Below are 17,423 nucleotides of genomic sequence, written 5' to 3' on the forward strand. Positions count from 1 at the left end.
CGCCCGAGGTCGGGTTCGGCCCGGCGGTGACCGAGCCCGAGCCCAGGGCCACGTCGCCGGCATTGCTCGCCGTGGCGCCGAAACCGACCGCCGTGCTGCCGTTGCCAGACGCCGTGCTGCCCGCGCCGCTCGCGGTGGCGCCGGTGGCCGCCGCCGTGCTGTTGGAGCCCGTCGCCGTGCTGTTGTCGGCGGTAGCCTTGCTGCCCACGCCGCTCGCCGTGCTGCCCGCGCCGCTCGCTGTGCTGGCCGCGCCGGTCGCCGTGCTGTTGGCGCCGGAGGCTTCGCTGCCCGCGCCGGTCGCCGTGGCGCCTTCGGCGGATGCCTTGCTGTTCGAGCCGCTCGCCGTGGCGTTCTGGGCCGAGGCGTCGGCGCCCGCGCCGGTCGCCGTGCTGCCGACGCCGCTCGCCTTGCTGAGCGCGCCGAGCGCCGTCGCGTTGTCGGCCGAGGCCACGCTGAGGGCGCCGTAGGCCGCGCTGCCCGCACCACCGGCCTGGCTGGCATTACCGGAGGCGATGCTGTTGACCGCCGACGCGATCGCGTTCGGGCCGATCGCCACGCTGTTCAGGCCGAGCGCCTGCGAGTCCGGGTCGGTCGAGTTGGCGTGGAAGTACTTGATGCCGCCGCCATTGACCGCCGTGTTGACCACCGTGCCCAGAGCGTAGAGCTGCGAGCCGTTGATCGCGTCCGTCGAGGTCGACGTGACCTGACCCGCCGCGACGTTGGTGATCTGACGCTCCGCCCCCGGAGCGCCGACCGAGACCACGCTCGTCGGGTTTGTCCCCGCAAAACCGGTCAGCAGCAGCGGGCCCGTCCCCGTCGGGATCAGCGCGCTCGACACCTTCACCGCAGCGCCGGTAATGGAGCCACCACCGAGCGCCACGTCTCCCGCATTGTTGGCGATCGAGTTGCGGCCGAGCGCCACCGCATCCGTGGCGGCCGCAACCGCCGTCGCCGCCGAGCCGATGGTGACAGCACCGTCGGCGATCGCGCCCATGGTGCCGGAGCCATCCGTCCAGCCGATCGCGATGGCGCCGCCGCCCGAGGCGAAGGCGTTGTTGCCGATCGCCGTGCTGAGATAGCCCGCGGCCTTCGCCGTGGTGCCGAGCGCGACGGCACTGTCTCCGGAAGCGAGGGAGTTGGTGCCGATGGCCGTGCTGAAGTCGCCGGTCGCCGCGGTGTTGACGCCGGCGGCGAGCGCATCCTTGCCGGTGGCGCCGTCGTTGTTGTAGTTGCCGGCAGCCTTGTCGGTCGAGCCGATACTGTAGAAATGCGTCGTCGTGGCCGCGACCTGGTCGGAGAGCGCCGCGAGCTGCGAGACGTTGACCGCGTCGCTATCGGCCAAGCCGGCCGCGACGCCGGTGATCTGGCGGAACTTGCCGTTGGCCGCATCGCCGACCGAGACGGCGCCCAGGGTGCTGGTGGTGGCCTTGATCGCCGTCGCGTCAGCTCCCGGCGAGACATAGCCGGCGATGCCGCTCACCGTGTTGGCGACGGAGCCGGAGCCGAGCGCCACGCCGCCTGCGACGGTCGCCTGGCTATTCTGCCCCAGCGCCGTGGCCCCTACCGCCGTCGCGCTCGCCAACTGGCCGATAGCCGTCGCATTCTCGCCATCTGCAATCGATGAGTGACCGACGGCAACGGTATTGGCGCTCAATGCCTGGCTGAATTGCCCCAAAGCGCTCGAATTTTCACCCTTCGCCTGGGCGGCCTGCCCAAGCGCGGTCGCATAAGCGGCATCGGCTACGCTGTATTGCCCCAGGGCCGTGCTGTAGGTGCCTATGGCCTCCGCGTGCTGGCCAAGCGCGGTGGCGTTCTCGCCCGATGCGATGGAGCCTTCACCCACCGCGGTCGTCCAGATATTCGTTGCCTTGCTGTGCTGGCCCAATGCCGTGGAATGGTCGCCCGACGCTTCGGCGACCTGGCCCACCGCCGTGCTGGCCAGACCGCTGGCCACCGTGCCCATACCTACAGCCACGGACAATTCTCCGGTGGACTGGGCTTCCTGCCCCAGAGCCGTGGAGAAGTTGCCGTCCGAGCGCGAGGCCATGCCAACTGCGGTCGAGCGCTCACCAATGGACTGGCTGAACTGGCCCACCGCGGTGGAGTACACCCCCGTGGCCTGGGCGGCCTGACCCACTGCGGTGGTGTTGTAGTTGTTGGCGAGTGAGCCCTGGCCCACGGCGGTCGAATACTCCTGCGTGGCCTGGCTGAACTGGCCCAGCGCGGTGGAGTAATTGGCCGTGGCATGGCTGTCCTGGCCCAGGGCGGTTGTGTACGATCTCGTGGCCTCGCTGAACTGGCCCACGGCGGTCGATGCTCCGCCAGTGGCGCTGGCTTGTTGCCCCAGCGCCGTGTCCCGGTAGCTCTGGGCCAGCGAACCCTGCCCCACTGCCGTCGATTCCCCACCTTCGGCGCGGCTGAACTGGCCCACGGCCGTGTCGTGCCAGCCAGCCCGGCTGGCCGAGCCCACGGCCGTACCCAGCTCGCCATAGGCGAGCGAGGCTTCGCCAAGCGCGGTCGACGCAAACCCTTGCGCCTGCGCGCCTCGGCCGATAGCGGTCGCGGCCACCTCCCCTGCGAGAGCATCCGTACCGACCGCCGTGCCGCCCCACATGCTGGCGCTGGCGCGTGTACCCACGGCAGTCGAGACGTCGCCGTTCGCCTGGGCGTTCTGCCCCGCCGCCAGCGCGTCGATGCCGGTGGCACCGTCGTTGGCGTAGTTGGTGGCGTCCACCTGCCCACGCACGGCGCCCGTGTCGTTGACGCTGTAGTAGTGCGTCAGCTTGCCGGCGGTCGCCTCGATCGCCTGGTTGGTGGCGAAGAGCTGCGAGCCGTTGATCGCGTCGGTCGAAAGAGCCGAGAGGGTGCCCGCCGCGACGTTGGTGATCTGGCGCTCGGCACCGGCCTTGCCGACCGAGACGACGCTGGTGATGCCGGTGATGCCGGCCGCAGGCGTGGCGCTGCCCGCGATCACGTAGGTGCCGGTGTTGACCGCGCCCTCGATCGAGCCCTTGCCGAGCGCGACGCCGCCGTTGAGGATCGCCGTAGTGTTGTCGCCGAGAGCCGTGCCGCCATTGCCCGCCGCGGCGAAGGCGCCGAGCGAGACCGAGCCGGTCGCCGTGGCGCCCGTGCCGATGGCGATGGCGTCGGCGCCGCTGGAGGCAGCGTTCTTGCCGAGCGCGATGGCTCCCGCCGCCGTGGACTTGGCCGTGTTGCCGATCGCGATGCCATCGCTGCTGGAGGTCACGGTGCTCGTGCCGATGGCGACGTTGTTGGACCCGGTCGTGCTGCTGCCAGCCTGGAAACCGAAGCCGATATTCTTGCTGCCGGTGACCGAGGAGCCGGCCTGGAAGCCCATGGCGTTGTTATAGCCGCCAGTGACCGACGAACCGGCCTGGTAGCCGAAGGCGTCGTTCAGGGTGCCGGTGTTGTTATTGCCGGCCTGGAAGCCGACGAAGGCGCTGCCTCCGCTGCCCGCGCCGCCGCCGAGGCCGGCGCCGGAACCGATCGCCACGGTCGCCAGCCCTTCGGCGCTCGCGCCGGCGCCGAGCGCCACGCTCGAGCCGCCCACGGCCTTCGAGGCGCTGCCGACGGCGACGGCCGACGCACCCGAGGCATTCGCGCCGGGTGTCAGGGTGATGGTGTCGCTGGCGTCCATGGTGCCGCCGCCGATCGCCACCGAGTTATTCCCGCTAGCCGACGCCTTGATGCCGGTGGCGATGGCGCCATAGGCGGTGGCCGAACTGCCAATGCCGAAGGCGTTGCTGAAGTGCTGGGTCGCCGTGCCGCCGATGGTCGCGGAGTATTGCCCCGTGGCCTGCGCGCCGACGCCGAGCGCCGTGCTGCCGGAGCCGGTCGCCGTGGCACCGACGCCGAGCGCCGTGTCCTGTGAGTTCTTCGCGACGGAGCGCGAGCCGATCGCGGTCGATTCCGCACCCACGGCCTGCGCCGACTGGCCCACAGCCGTGTTGTTGATAAGGGAGCCGGACTCGGCGTTGTAGCCGACAGCCACGCCGTACTGGCCGGCGGCTTTCGCGCCCACACCCGCTGCCAGACTGTTCAGGCCCTTGGCGCCATCATTGGCATAGTTGACGCCAATCGCGCCGAAATCGTTGACGCTGTAATAATGCGTCAGCTTGCCGGCGGTCGCTTCGATCGCCTGATTGGTGGCGAAGAGCTGGGAGCCGTTGATCGCGTCGGTCGAGAGCGCCGTGACCCGGCCTGCCGCGACGTTGGTGATCTGGCGCTCAGCGCCGGCGGCGCCGACCGAGACCACGCTCAACGGGTTGGTGCCCGCGTAGCCGTAGGTCACGCCGTTGATCACGCCTTCCTTCGTCGCGTTGGCCGCGCCTTCGACCGAACCCTTGCCCAGCGCCACGCCGCCGGCGAGGATCGCCGTCGTGTTGTCGCCGAGCGCGGTGCCGCCAGCGCCTGCCGACGCTGCCGCGCCGAATGCGACCGAGCCGGTCGCCGTCGCGCCCGCGCCAATCGCGATCGCCTTCTCGCCCGTCGACTGGGCACCCGTACCCATCGCGATCGCATCCGCCCTGGTGGCGAGTGCGCTCTTGCCGATCGCAATCGCCCGGTCGGCATCGGTGATCGCCGTGTTGCCGAGCGCGATCGTGTCGTTCAGCGCGACCGCGGGCGGCGTGCCGGTGACGACATTACCGGCCCGGTCGGTGATCGTGCCGCTGGTGGCGTCGAGATAGAAGCCGGTGCCCGCGCCCTTGCCCATGGCGAGGTTGTTGCTGCCGGTGGTCAGCAGGCCCGCGCCGCTGCCGGTGAAGACATTGTTGTCGCCGGTGGTGGAGACACCGGCATAGGTGCCGGAGACGATGTTCTGGCTGCCGATGCCCCCGGCGAAGGCGCTGGTTCCGGTAGCACTGTTGTAGTTGCCCTTGACGCCGATCGCGGCGACCTCACCGACCGCGAGGTTGCCTTTGCCCGTCAGCTGGGCACCGGCTCCGTTGCCGATGAAGGTTTGGTTGGTGCCCGTGCTGCCATTGCCAGCCTGGCTGCCGATCGCAACCGTGAGGTCTCCGGCTTGAGCCAATTCGCCGACCGCCACACCGTACGCTCCGGTGGCCTGCGAATATGCCCCGATCGCAATCCCGTTCGCGCCGGTCGAGCTTGCATAGGCCCCGACCGCGACGCCTTGGCCGTTTTTGGCCGTGGCCCCTACGCCGGCAGCAAGCGAGTTGAAGCCGGTCGCGCCGTCATTGTTGTAGTTGGCAGCGATCGGGTCGGTCGAGCCGACGCTGTAGAAATGCGTCGTCGCCGCCGCCACGCCAGCCTTCAGCTGGGAGACGTTGACCGCGTCGCTGTCGACCGTGCCGGCCGCGACACCGGTGATCTGGCGGAACCGGCCGTTGCCGGCATCGCCGACCGCGACCGCGCCGAGCGTGCTCTTTGTGGCGTTGATCGCCGCAGTAGCGGTCGCGTCGGCCGTTGGCGGGACATAGCCATCGGCGCCCGCCGCCCTGTTTGCGAACGAACTCGCACCGAGTGCGACGCCCCCGGCGACGTTTGTGGAACTACTTTGACCAAAGGCCAGGCCCTGATCACCGAATACGTTGGCACCATTGCCGATGGCAATCGCTGCGGCAGCCTGCGCGGCGGCCGATTGACCAATCGCGATCGCGTTCTCGGCGGTGCCGGGGCCACCCGCACTATTGTTGTTGCCGATTGCTACGCTGCCCAGGCCGGCTACGGTGTTGTTGAGGCCTATGCCGATGCCGGCATGCGCCGTCGCGCTGACATGGCTGTCGCCGATGGCGACGGAATAGTTGCTGAGCGCATCTGCGCGCACGCCCAATGCCGTGCCGTGGAATCCGCCGGCATTCGCACCAGCCCCGACAGCCGTTCCGGCGACGCCCGTCGCACTGGCCATTTCGCCGATTGCAACCGAGGAGCCGTAGGGGAAACCGCCGGACGGAACGGTGCCGGTGGCAACCGCGCCGAAGCCAAGCGCGATGTCCTTGCCGCTATTGGCCGCTGCATCCTTGCCGATGGCGATGGCGTCCTTGCCGGCAGCGCCATCATTGTTGAAGTTGCCGCCGCCGGTCGAGTTGACGCTGTAGTAATGCGTCTGGCCGGCCAGCAGCTGCGCGACGTTGACCGCGTCGGTCGCCGCCGTGCCCGCCGCAACACCGGTGATCTGGCGGGTCTTGCCGTTGGCGGCATCGCCCACCGAAACCGCGGCCAGCGTGCTCCTCCAAGTCGCCGACGTGTCGGCCGAGGCCGCGCCCGTCACCGGGTTCAGGCCGGCTGAGCCCGCCGCCGTGCCCGCAACCGAGCCGGAGCCCAACGCCACGCCGCCCGCGACGGTGACGCTCGAAGCCGTGCCCAGCGCCGTACCGCCGGAGACATCCGCGCTGGCGTTCTTGCCGACGGCCGTGCCGGCGATCGTCCCGGCAACCGTCGCGCCGCCGAGATAGGTCGCGACCGCGCCGTCGCCCAGCGCCGTACCGCCATTGCCGGCCCGCGCGACCGAGCCGAGCGCGACCGAGCCGGTGGCGATGGCCTGGCGGCCGATGGCGATGGCGTTCACGCCGGTCGCCTGCGCCTGCGTGCCGAATGCGATCGCATAATCGGCCGATGCCTTGCTGGAATCGCCGATGGCGATCGTGTAGTTCCCGCTCAGCAGTGCGCCGGACGCACCCTTGCCAGCGTTCGTTCCGAGAGCGATGTTGGAATAGCCCTCGATATAGCTGCCCGCAGCCTGACCGATCGCCACGCTCGAGCTGGCCTTCGAGTACGTGCCTGCCATGACTCCGAACGCGGCGTTGTTATAGCCCTCAACGCCAATTCCGGCTCCATACCCGACGGCCGCGTTCTGGGATCCTTTCACGCTGGAGCCTGCGGATTGACCGATGCCGATGTTCGACGCGCCCTGGACCCCCGCCCCGCCGCTGTTGCCCAAACCCAGATTGTAGGAGCCGACGACATTGGATCCGGCGTTATTGCCGAAGGCGGCATTGCTGTCGCCGCTCGCCTTGTATCCGGCGCTCTGGCCCAGGCCCAGATTGCTGGAGCCCTTGGCGAAACTGCCCGCGTCGGTGCCGACGCCGACATTCCCGCTGCCATCGACAACGTTGCCGGCTCTCAGCCCAACGGCGAGATTGCTCGAGCCATTGGCATATCGGCCCGCTTGCTGTCCCAACGCGGTGTTGTCTATCGCAAGCCCGGTATTGGCGCCGCCGAAGCCGGACGTTCCCGTGAACTGTCCGGCCTGATAGCCAATGGCGGTATTCCCGCTGCCCTTGCTGCCCTTGCCTGCCAGCTCGCCGATCACGACCGACGCCATGCCGGTGCCGTCCGCGGCCTCCTTGCCGATGACGACGTTGCCCTGGTAGCCCGAACGCGCGCCCATGCCGATCGCGACCGAGCCGACCGAGGGTCCGACGGAGGCCCCAGCACCGATCGCGACGCTATTGGTGGGAGCATTGCTGACGGTGTTGTCGGACTTGGCGCCGTAGCCGATCACGACGGAGCCAGCGCTCTTGGTCCCGACCGTCGCCTCCTTGCCGATGGCGATGGCGTTGGCCGCGACGGCCTGGCTCTGGGTTCCGAACGCGATCGCGTCCGCGGCCGTCGCCTTCGCGGCCATGCCGATGGCGAGCGAGTTCGCGCCGGCAGCGCTCGTCGCTGCGTTACCCAGCGCGATGGCGTTGGTCCCGAGGTTGTTGGCAATCCAGGTATTCAGCGTCGTCAGGTCGACGCCAGCACCGAAGAAGTCGGCGGGAATCCCGCTTACGGTCGCGAAGCCGCCATTGGCGGTCGGCACCTGGCAGGTCCAGTCGCCAGATCCACCGAACCCCGGCCGCGAGCAGGTCCCGCTCGGGGTCACCGTCATGTCCGCCTGCGCCGGGACCGCAAAGCCGAGACCCAGCGCCAGCGGCAGCGCCGCGGCCGCCGGCTTCCAGCCCAGCCTGGCCCAGGCGCGCTTGCGCTCCGCCGAAGCGAAGGCGACCAGAACCCGGCCGCAATCGGGGCAGCGCGGCTCGTCGGGCAAGCCTGACGGCCCCTCGTCGGCAGCGAAGCGGCTGGCATGGCCGGTATGCGCATGCGAGTTGATGATGCCCATCGCGGCGAGCGCCTGCGCCACTGCCGAACCACGGCCGAGCGTGCCGATGCAGCGCTTCTCGCCCATGCCGAGAACGCGGAAGGCCAGGCGGAAGATCGCGGCAAGCCGACGCCTTTGCGACTTGCTCGGCCCGTCCCGTCGCGTGGCCGTCGCGGGACTTGCCGCTCCCTGATCGGCAAGCCGCGGGCCGGCAATCTCGCGCATAGAGTCAAGCATATTCATCGACCGCCCCGTTCAACCCACGACAAGCCGCGACATGATTGGGGGACAACCAGCAAGTCCGTTCGAATGAGCGGGCCAACTACTTGCCTAATCTGCCGCTAGGCTATCGAGATATCGGTTAGATCGGGGGGGACGGACGAGACACGGACCGGACAATCTAGGTCCGAAACAGGACAGAAGTTGACCTAGATGGAGATTTTCCCATGAATAGATTTTCACTGCGGAATGAATCAGTAATCGCCAATCGCCTTATCTATAACGATACGATTTTTACGAAAATTCTCTATTATTACAGGATAAAAGGTTACGCAATCCGGCAGAATCGGATGAACGAACCATATTAATTTCAATAACAGGCCATGTCATTTGGATTAATACCATACTCAGCGCGAGAAGAGTGATATACATTGCAATTATTCGGCTAATAATTCAAATCGCAGCGACCAGAGCGATCATGATGCACGACGAGGGCGAGTTCTCATGGTGTGACGAAGCATACGTCGAGCGCGGCAGGCCCGCCTCCTGGCCGCTCGGCCTGATGCCGGCTCCCGAGCAGCATCCGGCCGCCAGCATCACCCGGAACGCAAGGAGGCCTTCCGTTCCGCGTACGAATTCGCAGTGTCCGGCCGCTTCGGTGGCTCTGCCTAATTGCAGATATTCCGCATTGGCTCGGAAGCCGGTGTAACGAGGCGGCCATCCTCCAGAGCAATCCGGATCTCAAGCGGTCCCGCGTTGCAATCCGTGGTCGCTGGTAGGCTCAGGGCAAACCCGAATCTGATGCTGGAGAGATCGGGGCGAGCCAGAGATGCTGCGACCGCGGCGCGCATGCGCCGCATTCGATCGATCGCCACAATTCGACCCTGCTGAAGGATTGCAGCATGGGTGACCAAGCCTGGCTTCTCCAGATCGATTGCGTACCCGCGGATCAACCACGATCCATCTGGGAGACGGTCGGCGGAATCGACCTCGGCGCGCACTGTCGCGTATGCGCCAACCTTTGCTTCCGAGAGGATGGCTTCAGCACGGGCTAAAGCCGATCGCTTGGTATGCACGTCGCGCTCGGCGTAGACCGCGACGGCGGCGAACACAGCGATGAAGCCGAGCGCGACCACGCGCAGGCGAGCCGCGGAAGCCCGGGCAATCATCGATTTCAGCGAGCGATGCATGCCCAGATCAGCCTGTGCGAGCACAAGCGACAGCAGAATTGCCGCGATCGAGCAGCCAATAAAAACGAGGTGCGCGGATAGACTGGTCGGAAGCAGACTGCCGAGCAGGAGCAACAAGGGTATGTGAGAGAGATAAAGCACGTAGCTCGCATCGCCGAGCTTCAGGCCGATCCGGCCAAGCGCCCCTCCGGGCTTCGCTAGAGGCGCACGAACCGCCGCAGCGACGAGGAGGACGGCGGGAATGACCGTCTGCACGCGAACATCTCCCGGAATCACATATGGTGCCGCAATAACCGCAACGAGCGCCGCGACGCCGATGCCGGGCGGCAGCCTGTGCCGCTCCACGATTGCGCGAAGCAGAAAGCCGAACAGGAAGGGTAGGTTGACGGTCTGCCACGGCAGCTCGCTGAGGACTGGGACGATATTGTCCTCATATCCATCGCCCCATAGCGGGCGCCCGAGGATCAGCAGAATCCAAAGGGCCGCAAACGCCGAGGCAAACCTCTGCAAGCCGAGGAAGGCCAAGGCGCCGAGGGCGGTATAATAGGTCATCTCATAGACAAGCGTCCATTCGACGTTGAGAAAATAGTCGCGCCCACCCGCCGGAATGAGCGATAGGCCCAAAATATCGACGCCGCGCGGAAAGCCGATCGCGAGCAGCGCCCCCGAGAAAAGCGCGACGACGAGAAACAGCGGCGGATAGATCCGAGCGAGGCGGCTGACCAGGAAATGCGGCGCATCGTCTCGTCGAATAAGCTCTGCCATGAGGTAGCCGGAGAGCGCGAAGAATATCGCGACACCGTATGCACCCCAATAGCCATTGAAGATGGCAATGTAGCTATCGACACCGGACAAGCGCTGAATGGTGCCCGAGACGTGAAAGAGCAACACCGCGAGCGCCGCCAGGGCTCGCAAGTACTGCAACCGTACGTTCCGATTATCCGCCCCGACATGCGATCGTTGCGTTGATGTCGTCAGGTCCACGTTGGGCAAGCGGAGCATTCCAAATTCTTCGCCACCACGGATGACGGTAACAGCATTTCCGGGACAAGGAAGGTCTTGATTTCAAGACCAAGAAGGCTGCCACCGACGACACTCAACGCGCTTTGGTCGATATGGCCCGCGAGCGACTGCCCAACGGTGAACCTATTGCGCTTCAGGTCCAGCTAAACCGTCGCTACGCCCGTGTATAAATTCGGCGTAACCGCCGTCGGTCGGCCGATTCCCGACCGTCCGCATCTTCCAGACCTTGCCGGCGGGCATGTTGCGACTCCCGCTTGGGCCATTCCTCGTCGTGACGAGTCTTGGGACTCTCTGGTGGGTCGTCCCGCTGGTTGCGGGCCACCTTCTTCCCCATCGTGACTGGAGTGCCGGGGAACCTCAGCGCCGCAGCTTGGTTGGTTCAGCAAGCCCCAAATCCCAGGAGATCTATGATGATGAAGACACTCGTTTTCGCAGCGGCGCTAGCCGTGCTGCCTATCACTGCCTTCGCCCAGAGCAGCGGGCCGGTGGTCCGCGATCCCACTGGCGGCGCGACACGCGATCCCGCACTTGGTGTTGGGACGGTTCAGGTTCCGCTGACGCGTGATCCTGCGGGCGGGACGATGGTGGACGATACGCCGCGCTTCCGAACCTACGTGATGGAACAGGGCCTGCCGTCCTACAGCTACGACCCGCCGATCGCGGTCGGAACGATCCTGCCAGACGAGGGGGTCGCCTACCGCGAGGTCCCGGTCGAATACGGAGCGCAAGGTTATCGCTACACAGTGGTGAATGGTCGCGCCGTTGTGGTTGAGCCGCGCACCCGCCGCGTCATTCAGATCATCAACTGACGTCATTGGTTCGGCTAGACCGCCGTGCGTCCTATCGGACGCAGAGTGGCGATCTAGGCCTTTGTTATTGCATCGGATCTTTCCGAAAACCGGATTCCACTTTTCGGTCCGATGCTCTAGGTCCGCTCCCGCAAGGGGGCGGGCCTCGTCATGGGGTGGCGCCGGCTGCGGCGCGCGCGATCGCGTCGTCGGTATCGGGGCTCGCTCCGCTAACGCCAATCGCGCCCGCTACCTGTCCGCCGACGCACAATGGCACGCCACCCGGTATCGGCAGGCAGCCCGGCAAGGTCAGCAGCGCCGTCATACCGGCAGCGAGGCTCTGCGCCAGATCGCGCGTCGGCTTGCGGAAGCCGGCGGCGGAGCGTGCCTTGGCGAGCGCGACCTCGACCGTGCCGGTATGCACCTCGTCCATCCTGACGAAACCGAGGAGATGACCGCCATCATCCACCACCGCGATGGAAACCCGCGCTGCAGCCGCCAACGCCGCAGCCTCGCCGGCCGCGAGCGCTGCGCGGACATGAGGCTGCGTCAGGGCGAATTTCGTCGGTTGCGCGGTCATGCGGGCCTCTCGTGCAGGGATTGGGCGGTGGGCTGAAGCCAGCGCTCGTCGAGATCTGCGATCTTGGGGCAGCCGATCATGGCGAGGCCGCGATCGACCTCGTCGCGCAGGATCTCGACCGCCCTTGCCGCTCCCGCCTCGCCGCCAGCGACCACTCCGTAGAGCGTGGCGCGGCCGGTGAAGACGAAATCGGCGCCGAGCGCCCGCGCGATCAGGATGTCCGAACCGCGCCTGACGCCGCCGTCGAACATGACCGGGATCTGCGCCCCGACGGCCGCCTTGACCGCGGCCAGCGAGAACAGCGGAATCGGCAGCATGTCATAGGCCTTGCCGCCATGATTGGAGACGATGAGGCCATCGACGCCGGCCGCGAGCGCCATCCGGGCATCCTCGGGATGCTGGATGCCCTTCAGCACCAGCTTTCCGCGCCATTGCTCGCGAAAGCGCTTGAGATCGTCCCAGGTCTGGATCGACGGGCTGTGGCTCCTGAAGAATTGGCCGATTTCGGCCGGCCCGGAACCGGGGGGCGCATAGGCTGCCCAGCTGCCCATGCCCGGCAGGCCGCCATCGCGCAGGTACCCGATGATCCAGCCCGGGTGCGTCAGCGCCTCGAGCAGGATGGACGGCTTGAGCCTGAGCGGCAGCGAAAAGCCGTTGCGGATGTCGCGCTCGCGTTTGGCCGGCACCGGATTGTCGACCGTCAGCACCAGGACCTCGACGCCGGCCGCCGCGACGCGGCGCATCAGGTCGGCCGAGATTGCCGGGTCCTTGGCGGCGTAGAGATGATACCAGAGGCGGCCCGTCGCCTGGGCTGCGATCGCTTCCGGCGACGCTATACTCGCGCCTGACAGCACGAAGGGGATATCGGCGGCGACCGCTGCTCGCGCCAGCATGGCGTCGGCGCCGGGACGGAAGAGCCCGGCGAAGCCCGTCGGCCCGATTCCGAAAGACTGCGCATAGCGGCGCCCGAACAGGGAGAGGCCGGCATCGCGCCGGGCGACATCGACGAGATGGCGCGGCATCAGCCGATAGCGGCCGAAGCTCGCCTCGTTCGCCGCCAGCGCGGTCTCGCCCTCGGTCCCCGATTCGATGCAGTCGAACAGGATGCGAGGCAGGCGCCGGCGCGCGAGCTGGTGAAGCTCGGCGATATTGAGCGCCTTGGCCGCCGTCATCGGGCCGCCTGTTTCCTGGCGGCCACGAGCAGGCTCTCGACGAAATCGTGGACGCGCTGGCCCGGCCGGGCGCCCAGCGCCTCGGCCGTGGCGTTGACATGCGAGAAGACGCCGTCCTGGTAGATGCCGCGCGCGTCGCCGATCGGCGCGCTCATCGCCGCGATCGCCCCGGCCGGGATGCCGCGCTTGTCGAGCTCGGGCAGGCGGCGCACGCCGGCATTGTCGAGCCCAACGCCGCCATCGCTGAAGAAGACGGCGTGGAGCTGCGGCCTGATCACGTCGTCGGGCTGGAAGCGGAACAGCGCCGCATGCGAGCCGGTGATGGCGATCGAACCGGCATCGGCCTCCTCCAGCATCGGCGCGGCATCGAGGCAAATGACCTTCGGCTCGCCCGGCACGTCCCGGATCGTATAGCGCTTGCCGCCCGTGATCGGCGGCAGCTCGCCCTTGGCCGGGGTGCCGGCCTTCATCAGCTCGGCGCAGTCGCGCACGCTCTGGCCCACAAGGCAGCCGAGCGCCGCAGCGGCCCGGTTGACGTGGCTGATGCGGCCATGGGCAAGCATATGGTCGCCATCGGCGATATGGCAGGTCATGCAATCGGCGGTCGCGGCGGCAAGCCCGACGCGGTCGAGATAGTCGAGCCCGCGCACGCCGGCCCGCTCCTTGCCGATGCCGGCATCGTTGAGGACGACGCCGCGAATGCCCCATTTGCCGGCGTGGAAGGCGTTGTACTCGCCGCCATAGGAGCCGGAGACCACGACATGGCCGCGCTGGCCGTCATGGCATTGCGAGCTGGCCGAGACCGTGAAGATCGAGATTTCACCTGGCGAGGGCATGGGCATCCTCCGAGAAGCGAATGAGCGCATCGATCAGCGGAGCGAGTTCCTCGTATTCGGCGCGTGTGAGATCGGAAAGCGGCGGCCGCACCTTGCCGGCCGAACGGCCGACAATGTCGACGCCGGCCTTTACAATGCTCACGGCATAGCCCGGCTGGCGCGCGCGGATGCGGCCATAGGGAATGAAGAAGGCCTGCATCATCCGGTCGATCAGCGCCAGATCGCCGGTCTGCACCGCATTGAAGAAGGCCATGGCGGCGCGCGGTGCGAAATTGTAGACGGCGGAGGAATAGGTCGGCACGCCCATGGCGCGGTATGAGGGCGCATAGACCTCGGCCGTCGGCATGCCGTTGAGGAAGGCAAGCCGCCCGCTGAGCCGCGTGCGCATCGCCCAAAGGTCCTCGACCTCGCCGACACCGTCCTTGAGCGCGATCAGGTTGGGGCAATCATCGACGAGGCGGAACAGGGTTTCCGGGCGAACCCGGCCATTGGCGCGGCTGTAGAGGATGATGCCGAGATCGGTGCTGCGACAGATCGCGGTGACGTGCGCGCGCAGGCCTTCCTGCGAGACCTCGGTCAGATAGGGCGGCAGCAGCAGGAGCCCGTCGACGCCGGCGCGCTGGGCGATGGCGGCATGCTCGATGGCGTCGCGCGTGCCGCCACCGGCAGCGCCAAACAACGGGATGTCGCCATCGCGGGCCGAAACGGCAGTCGCGAGGACGGCCGCATATTCATCCCTGGTCAGCGAGAAGAACTCGCCCGCCCCACTGGCGACGAACAGCGCCGCGCAGCCTTGCCCGCCCAGGAAGCGTACCCGGTCGCCGAAGGGCTGGGGCGCGAAGCTGCCGTCAGTGGCGAAATCCGTCAGCGGGAATCCGAGCAGGCCGCAGGCGAGCCGCGCCTTCAAAGCTTCGGGCGAGAGTGGAGCTGTCATGATGCTGTCCGGTTGAAGAGGCCTCCCGGCTTGGCCGGGAGGCTCGAGGTTTGTGGCCGAAGCGCAGAAGCTCAGGGCTTCACTTCAGGCGGCCGGTCTTGACGTAGAACTCACGCTCGCGCTCGGCTTCCTTGTTGAGCGCTTCGGTGATGTTCGGAGCCTTCTCCAGCGTCGGGTCGAAATAGACGCCGAGCTTGGCGTATTCGCCGCGCAGGCCCTGGTCCTGCATCGCCGCCTTCACCATCGCGCCGAGATAGGCCTTGCGGTCGGCGGGCGTAGCCTTCGGCACGACGACGAAGCGCACCAGCGTCCAGAGGTAGTCCTTGCCGTTGAGCGCTTCGTTGAGCGTCGGGACGTCCTTGAGATGCGCCAGGCGCTCGCCGGCTGCGACGCCGACGCCACGCACCTTGGCGGCATCGAGATGCGGCTTGGCCTCGGCATAAAAGCCGAGCGCGACGTCGACATTGTTGCCGATCAGGCCGACCACGCCGGCGCCGCCGCTCTGGAACGGCACGCGCAGGAATTTTGCGCCGGTCTGGGCCTCGACCTGCTCGATATTGTAGTCCCACATGCTGCCGGGAACGGTGGCGACGCGGATCGTTCCGGGCTTCTCCTTGGCGGCCTGGATGACCTGCTGGGCGGTCTTGTCCTTGAATGGCCCGTCGGTGGTGACGAACCAGACCATCGGGTCGCTGTTGAGGTAGCCCACCGGCTCGAGATCGGTATGCGACCAGCGCCCTTGAGAGCGCAGCATCGAGTCGCCCCAGACCAGGTTGACCAGCATGCCGATGGCGGTGCCGTCGGTCGGAGCCTGGGTCGCGAGCCAGGCATGGCCGACCATGCCGGCGCCGCCGGTGCGGTTGTTGACGAGGATGCGGCTGCCGGAGAGCTGCTCCATCGTCTTGGCGAGCAGGCGCGCGGTCAGGTCGGCGCCGCCGCCGGCCGGATAGACCACCGTCATCTCGATCGGCTGGGTCGGGAAGCCTGCCGGCTTCGCCTTGACGAGCTCGGCATTGGTGCCCTGCGCGAGCGCCGGCCCGGCGAAGGCGGCAAGGCCCAGGGCAGCGGCGAAGGCCATGCCCCTACTGAAAAATTTGCCCTTACTGACGAATTTCATTGATCAATCCTCCCGTTTCTTGAGGTTTCAGGCCTCTTCTGATCATCAGCGCCACCAGAACGAAGGCGATGGCGATGAGTCCGGCGGCGATGGGCCTCTGGACCATGATCATGATCCCGTCAGGCGACATCACCAGCGACTGGCGCAGCGACTGCTCGAGCAAGGGCGCGAGCACGAAGGCGATGAGGAAGGGGGCAAGGTCGTATTCGAGCTTGCGCAGCACGTAGCCCGCGACGCCGAAGCTCAGCATCACCCACAGGTCGAAGACGTTCTTGTTGGCCGAATAGGTGCCGACCACCGAGAGCATCAGCACGATCGGGAAGAGCACGCGGTAGGGCACGCGCAGCAGCTGCACCCAGAGCCCGACCAGCGGCAGGTTGAGGATGAGCAGGAAGACGTTGCCGATATACATGCTGGCGACGATCCCCCAGAACAGATCCGGTCGCTGCTGCATGAAGAGCGGGCCGGGCTGGATGCCCTGAATGACCAGCGCGCCGAGCAGCAGCGCCGTCACCGGCGTGCCGGGGATGCCGAGCGAGAGCACCGGGATCATGCCGCCGCCGACGGCGGCGTTGTTGGCGGCCTCCGGTCCGGCGACGCCCTCGATGGCGCCCTTGCCGAAGCGGCTCGGATCCTTCGCCAAGCGCTGCTCGACGGCATAGGAGATGAAGGAGGCCGTGATCGGCCCACCGCCCGGCACGAGGCCGAGCAGGAAGCCGAGCCCGCTGCCGCGCAGCATCGGCGCGAGCGAGGCCTTCCAGTCCTCGCGGGTCGGGAACAGCCCCTTGATCTTCTCCGCGATCAGAGCGTTCTTGGTGATCTTCTCGACATTGGCCAGGATCTCGGACACGCCGAACAGGCCGATGACGATGGCGAGCAGGTCGAGCCCGCCCGTGAGGTTGATCGAGCCGAAGGTGAAGCGCTCCTGGCCGTTGACGACGTCGATGCCGATCATCGCCAGCAGCACGCCGAGCGCGATCATCGTCAGCCCCTTCAGCGTCGAGCCGGTGATCATGTAGAGCGTGCAGACGAGGCCGAGCACCATCAACGCGACATTCTCCGGCGGCCCGAAGCGCAGGGCGATGACGCCCAGCACGGGCGCGAAGAAGGTCAGCGCGATGACGCTGAGCGTGCCGGCGACGAAGGAGCCGATCGCGGCGATACCGAGGGCCGCGCCGGCGCGGCCCTGGCGCGCCATCTGGTAGCCGTCGCGGCAGGTCACGACCGAGGCCGCCTCGCCGGGGATGTTCAGCAGGATCGAGGTCGTCGAGCCGCCATACATCGCGCCGTAGAAGATCGCGGCGAGCATCACGACGCCGGCGACAGGCGGCAGCGAGAAGGTCACCGGCAGCAACAGCGCCAGCGCCGCCAGCGGCCCGATGCCGGGCAGCACGCCGATCATCGTGCCGACGAAGCTGCCGAGCAGGCAGAGCAGGATATTGCTTGGCGTCAGGATGACGCCGAAGCCGGTCATCAGACCCGAGATCGCTTCCATGACG

Annotated in this window: 9 protein-coding genes and 1 pseudogene; 2 read left to right on the forward strand and 8 right to left on the reverse strand. The window is 67.3% G+C overall.

From position 1 onward, the window contains the following. Both DWF00_RS19575 and DWF00_RS19580 read right to left on the reverse strand, forming a co-directional pair. A partial coding sequence (locus DWF00_RS19575) for a hypothetical protein (protein ID WP_147283846.1) occupies positions 1-8,308 on the reverse strand: 8,308 nt, incomplete at its 3' end. Positions 8,309-8,952: 644 nt separating this feature from the next. Beyond that, complete coding sequence (locus DWF00_RS19580; protein WP_114832777.1) at positions 8,953-10,476, reverse strand: acyltransferase family protein; 1,524 nt, start codon at positions 10,474-10,476, stop codon at positions 8,953-8,955. 47 nt (positions 10,477-10,523) lie between these two features. On the opposite strand from DWF00_RS19580, the pseudogene DWF00_RS30135 reads away from it, so the two are divergent. Both DWF00_RS30135 and DWF00_RS19585 read left to right on the forward strand, forming a co-directional pair. Next, positions 10,524-10,667 (forward strand): annotated as a pseudogene (locus DWF00_RS30135) (hypothetical protein); the annotation flags it as partial. A 240-nt stretch (positions 10,668-10,907) separates the two neighbouring features. Continuing rightward, positions 10,908-11,306, forward strand: a complete 399-nt coding sequence (locus DWF00_RS19585; RefSeq protein WP_114832802.1) for a DUF1236 domain-containing protein — start codon at positions 10,908-10,910, stop codon at positions 11,304-11,306. A gap of 148 nt (positions 11,307-11,454) precedes the next feature. Here the strand turns inward: DWF00_RS19585 and DWF00_RS19590 are convergent, their stop codons facing one another. The 6 genes from DWF00_RS19590 to DWF00_RS19615 form a co-directional block, all read right to left on the reverse strand. Then, positions 11,455-11,865, reverse strand: coding sequence for a GlcG/HbpS family heme-binding protein (locus tag DWF00_RS19590; RefSeq protein ID WP_114832778.1), 411 nt, complete (start codon positions 11,863-11,865; stop codon positions 11,455-11,457). Further along, complete coding sequence (locus tag DWF00_RS19595; protein WP_114832779.1) at positions 11,862-13,037, reverse strand: alpha-hydroxy acid oxidase; 1,176 nt, start codon at positions 13,035-13,037, stop codon at positions 11,862-11,864. The genes DWF00_RS19590 and DWF00_RS19595 overlap by 4 nt, the downstream gene beginning before the upstream one ends. Beyond that, positions 13,034-13,873 (reverse strand): hypothetical protein, encoded by an 840-nt coding sequence (locus tag DWF00_RS19600; RefSeq protein WP_114832780.1) that lies wholly within the window; start codon positions 13,871-13,873, stop codon positions 13,034-13,036. The genes DWF00_RS19595 and DWF00_RS19600 overlap by 4 nt, the downstream gene beginning before the upstream one ends. Further along, a complete protein-coding gene (locus DWF00_RS19605; RefSeq protein ID WP_114832781.1) occupies positions 13,857-14,807 on the reverse strand; it encodes a 5-dehydro-4-deoxyglucarate dehydratase in 951 nt (316 codons plus the stop codon). The genes DWF00_RS19600 and DWF00_RS19605 overlap by 17 nt, the downstream gene beginning before the upstream one ends. Positions 14,808-14,886: 79 nt before the next feature. Beyond that, entirely contained in the window at positions 14,887-15,924 is a 1,038-nt protein-coding gene (locus DWF00_RS19610) for a tripartite tricarboxylate transporter substrate binding protein (protein WP_114832782.1), read from the reverse strand. Beyond that, positions 15,908-17,419, reverse strand: a complete 1,512-nt coding sequence (locus tag DWF00_RS19615) for a tripartite tricarboxylate transporter permease (protein ID WP_114832783.1) — start codon at positions 17,417-17,419, stop codon at positions 15,908-15,910. Before DWF00_RS19615 ends, DWF00_RS19610 begins: the two co-directional genes overlap by 17 nt. Positions 17,420-17,423: the final 4 nt, after the last annotated feature.

The sequence above is a fragment of the Allobosea caraganae genome (assembly GCF_003351345.1).
Lineage (GTDB): Bacteria > Pseudomonadota > Alphaproteobacteria > Rhizobiales > Beijerinckiaceae > Allobosea > Allobosea caraganae.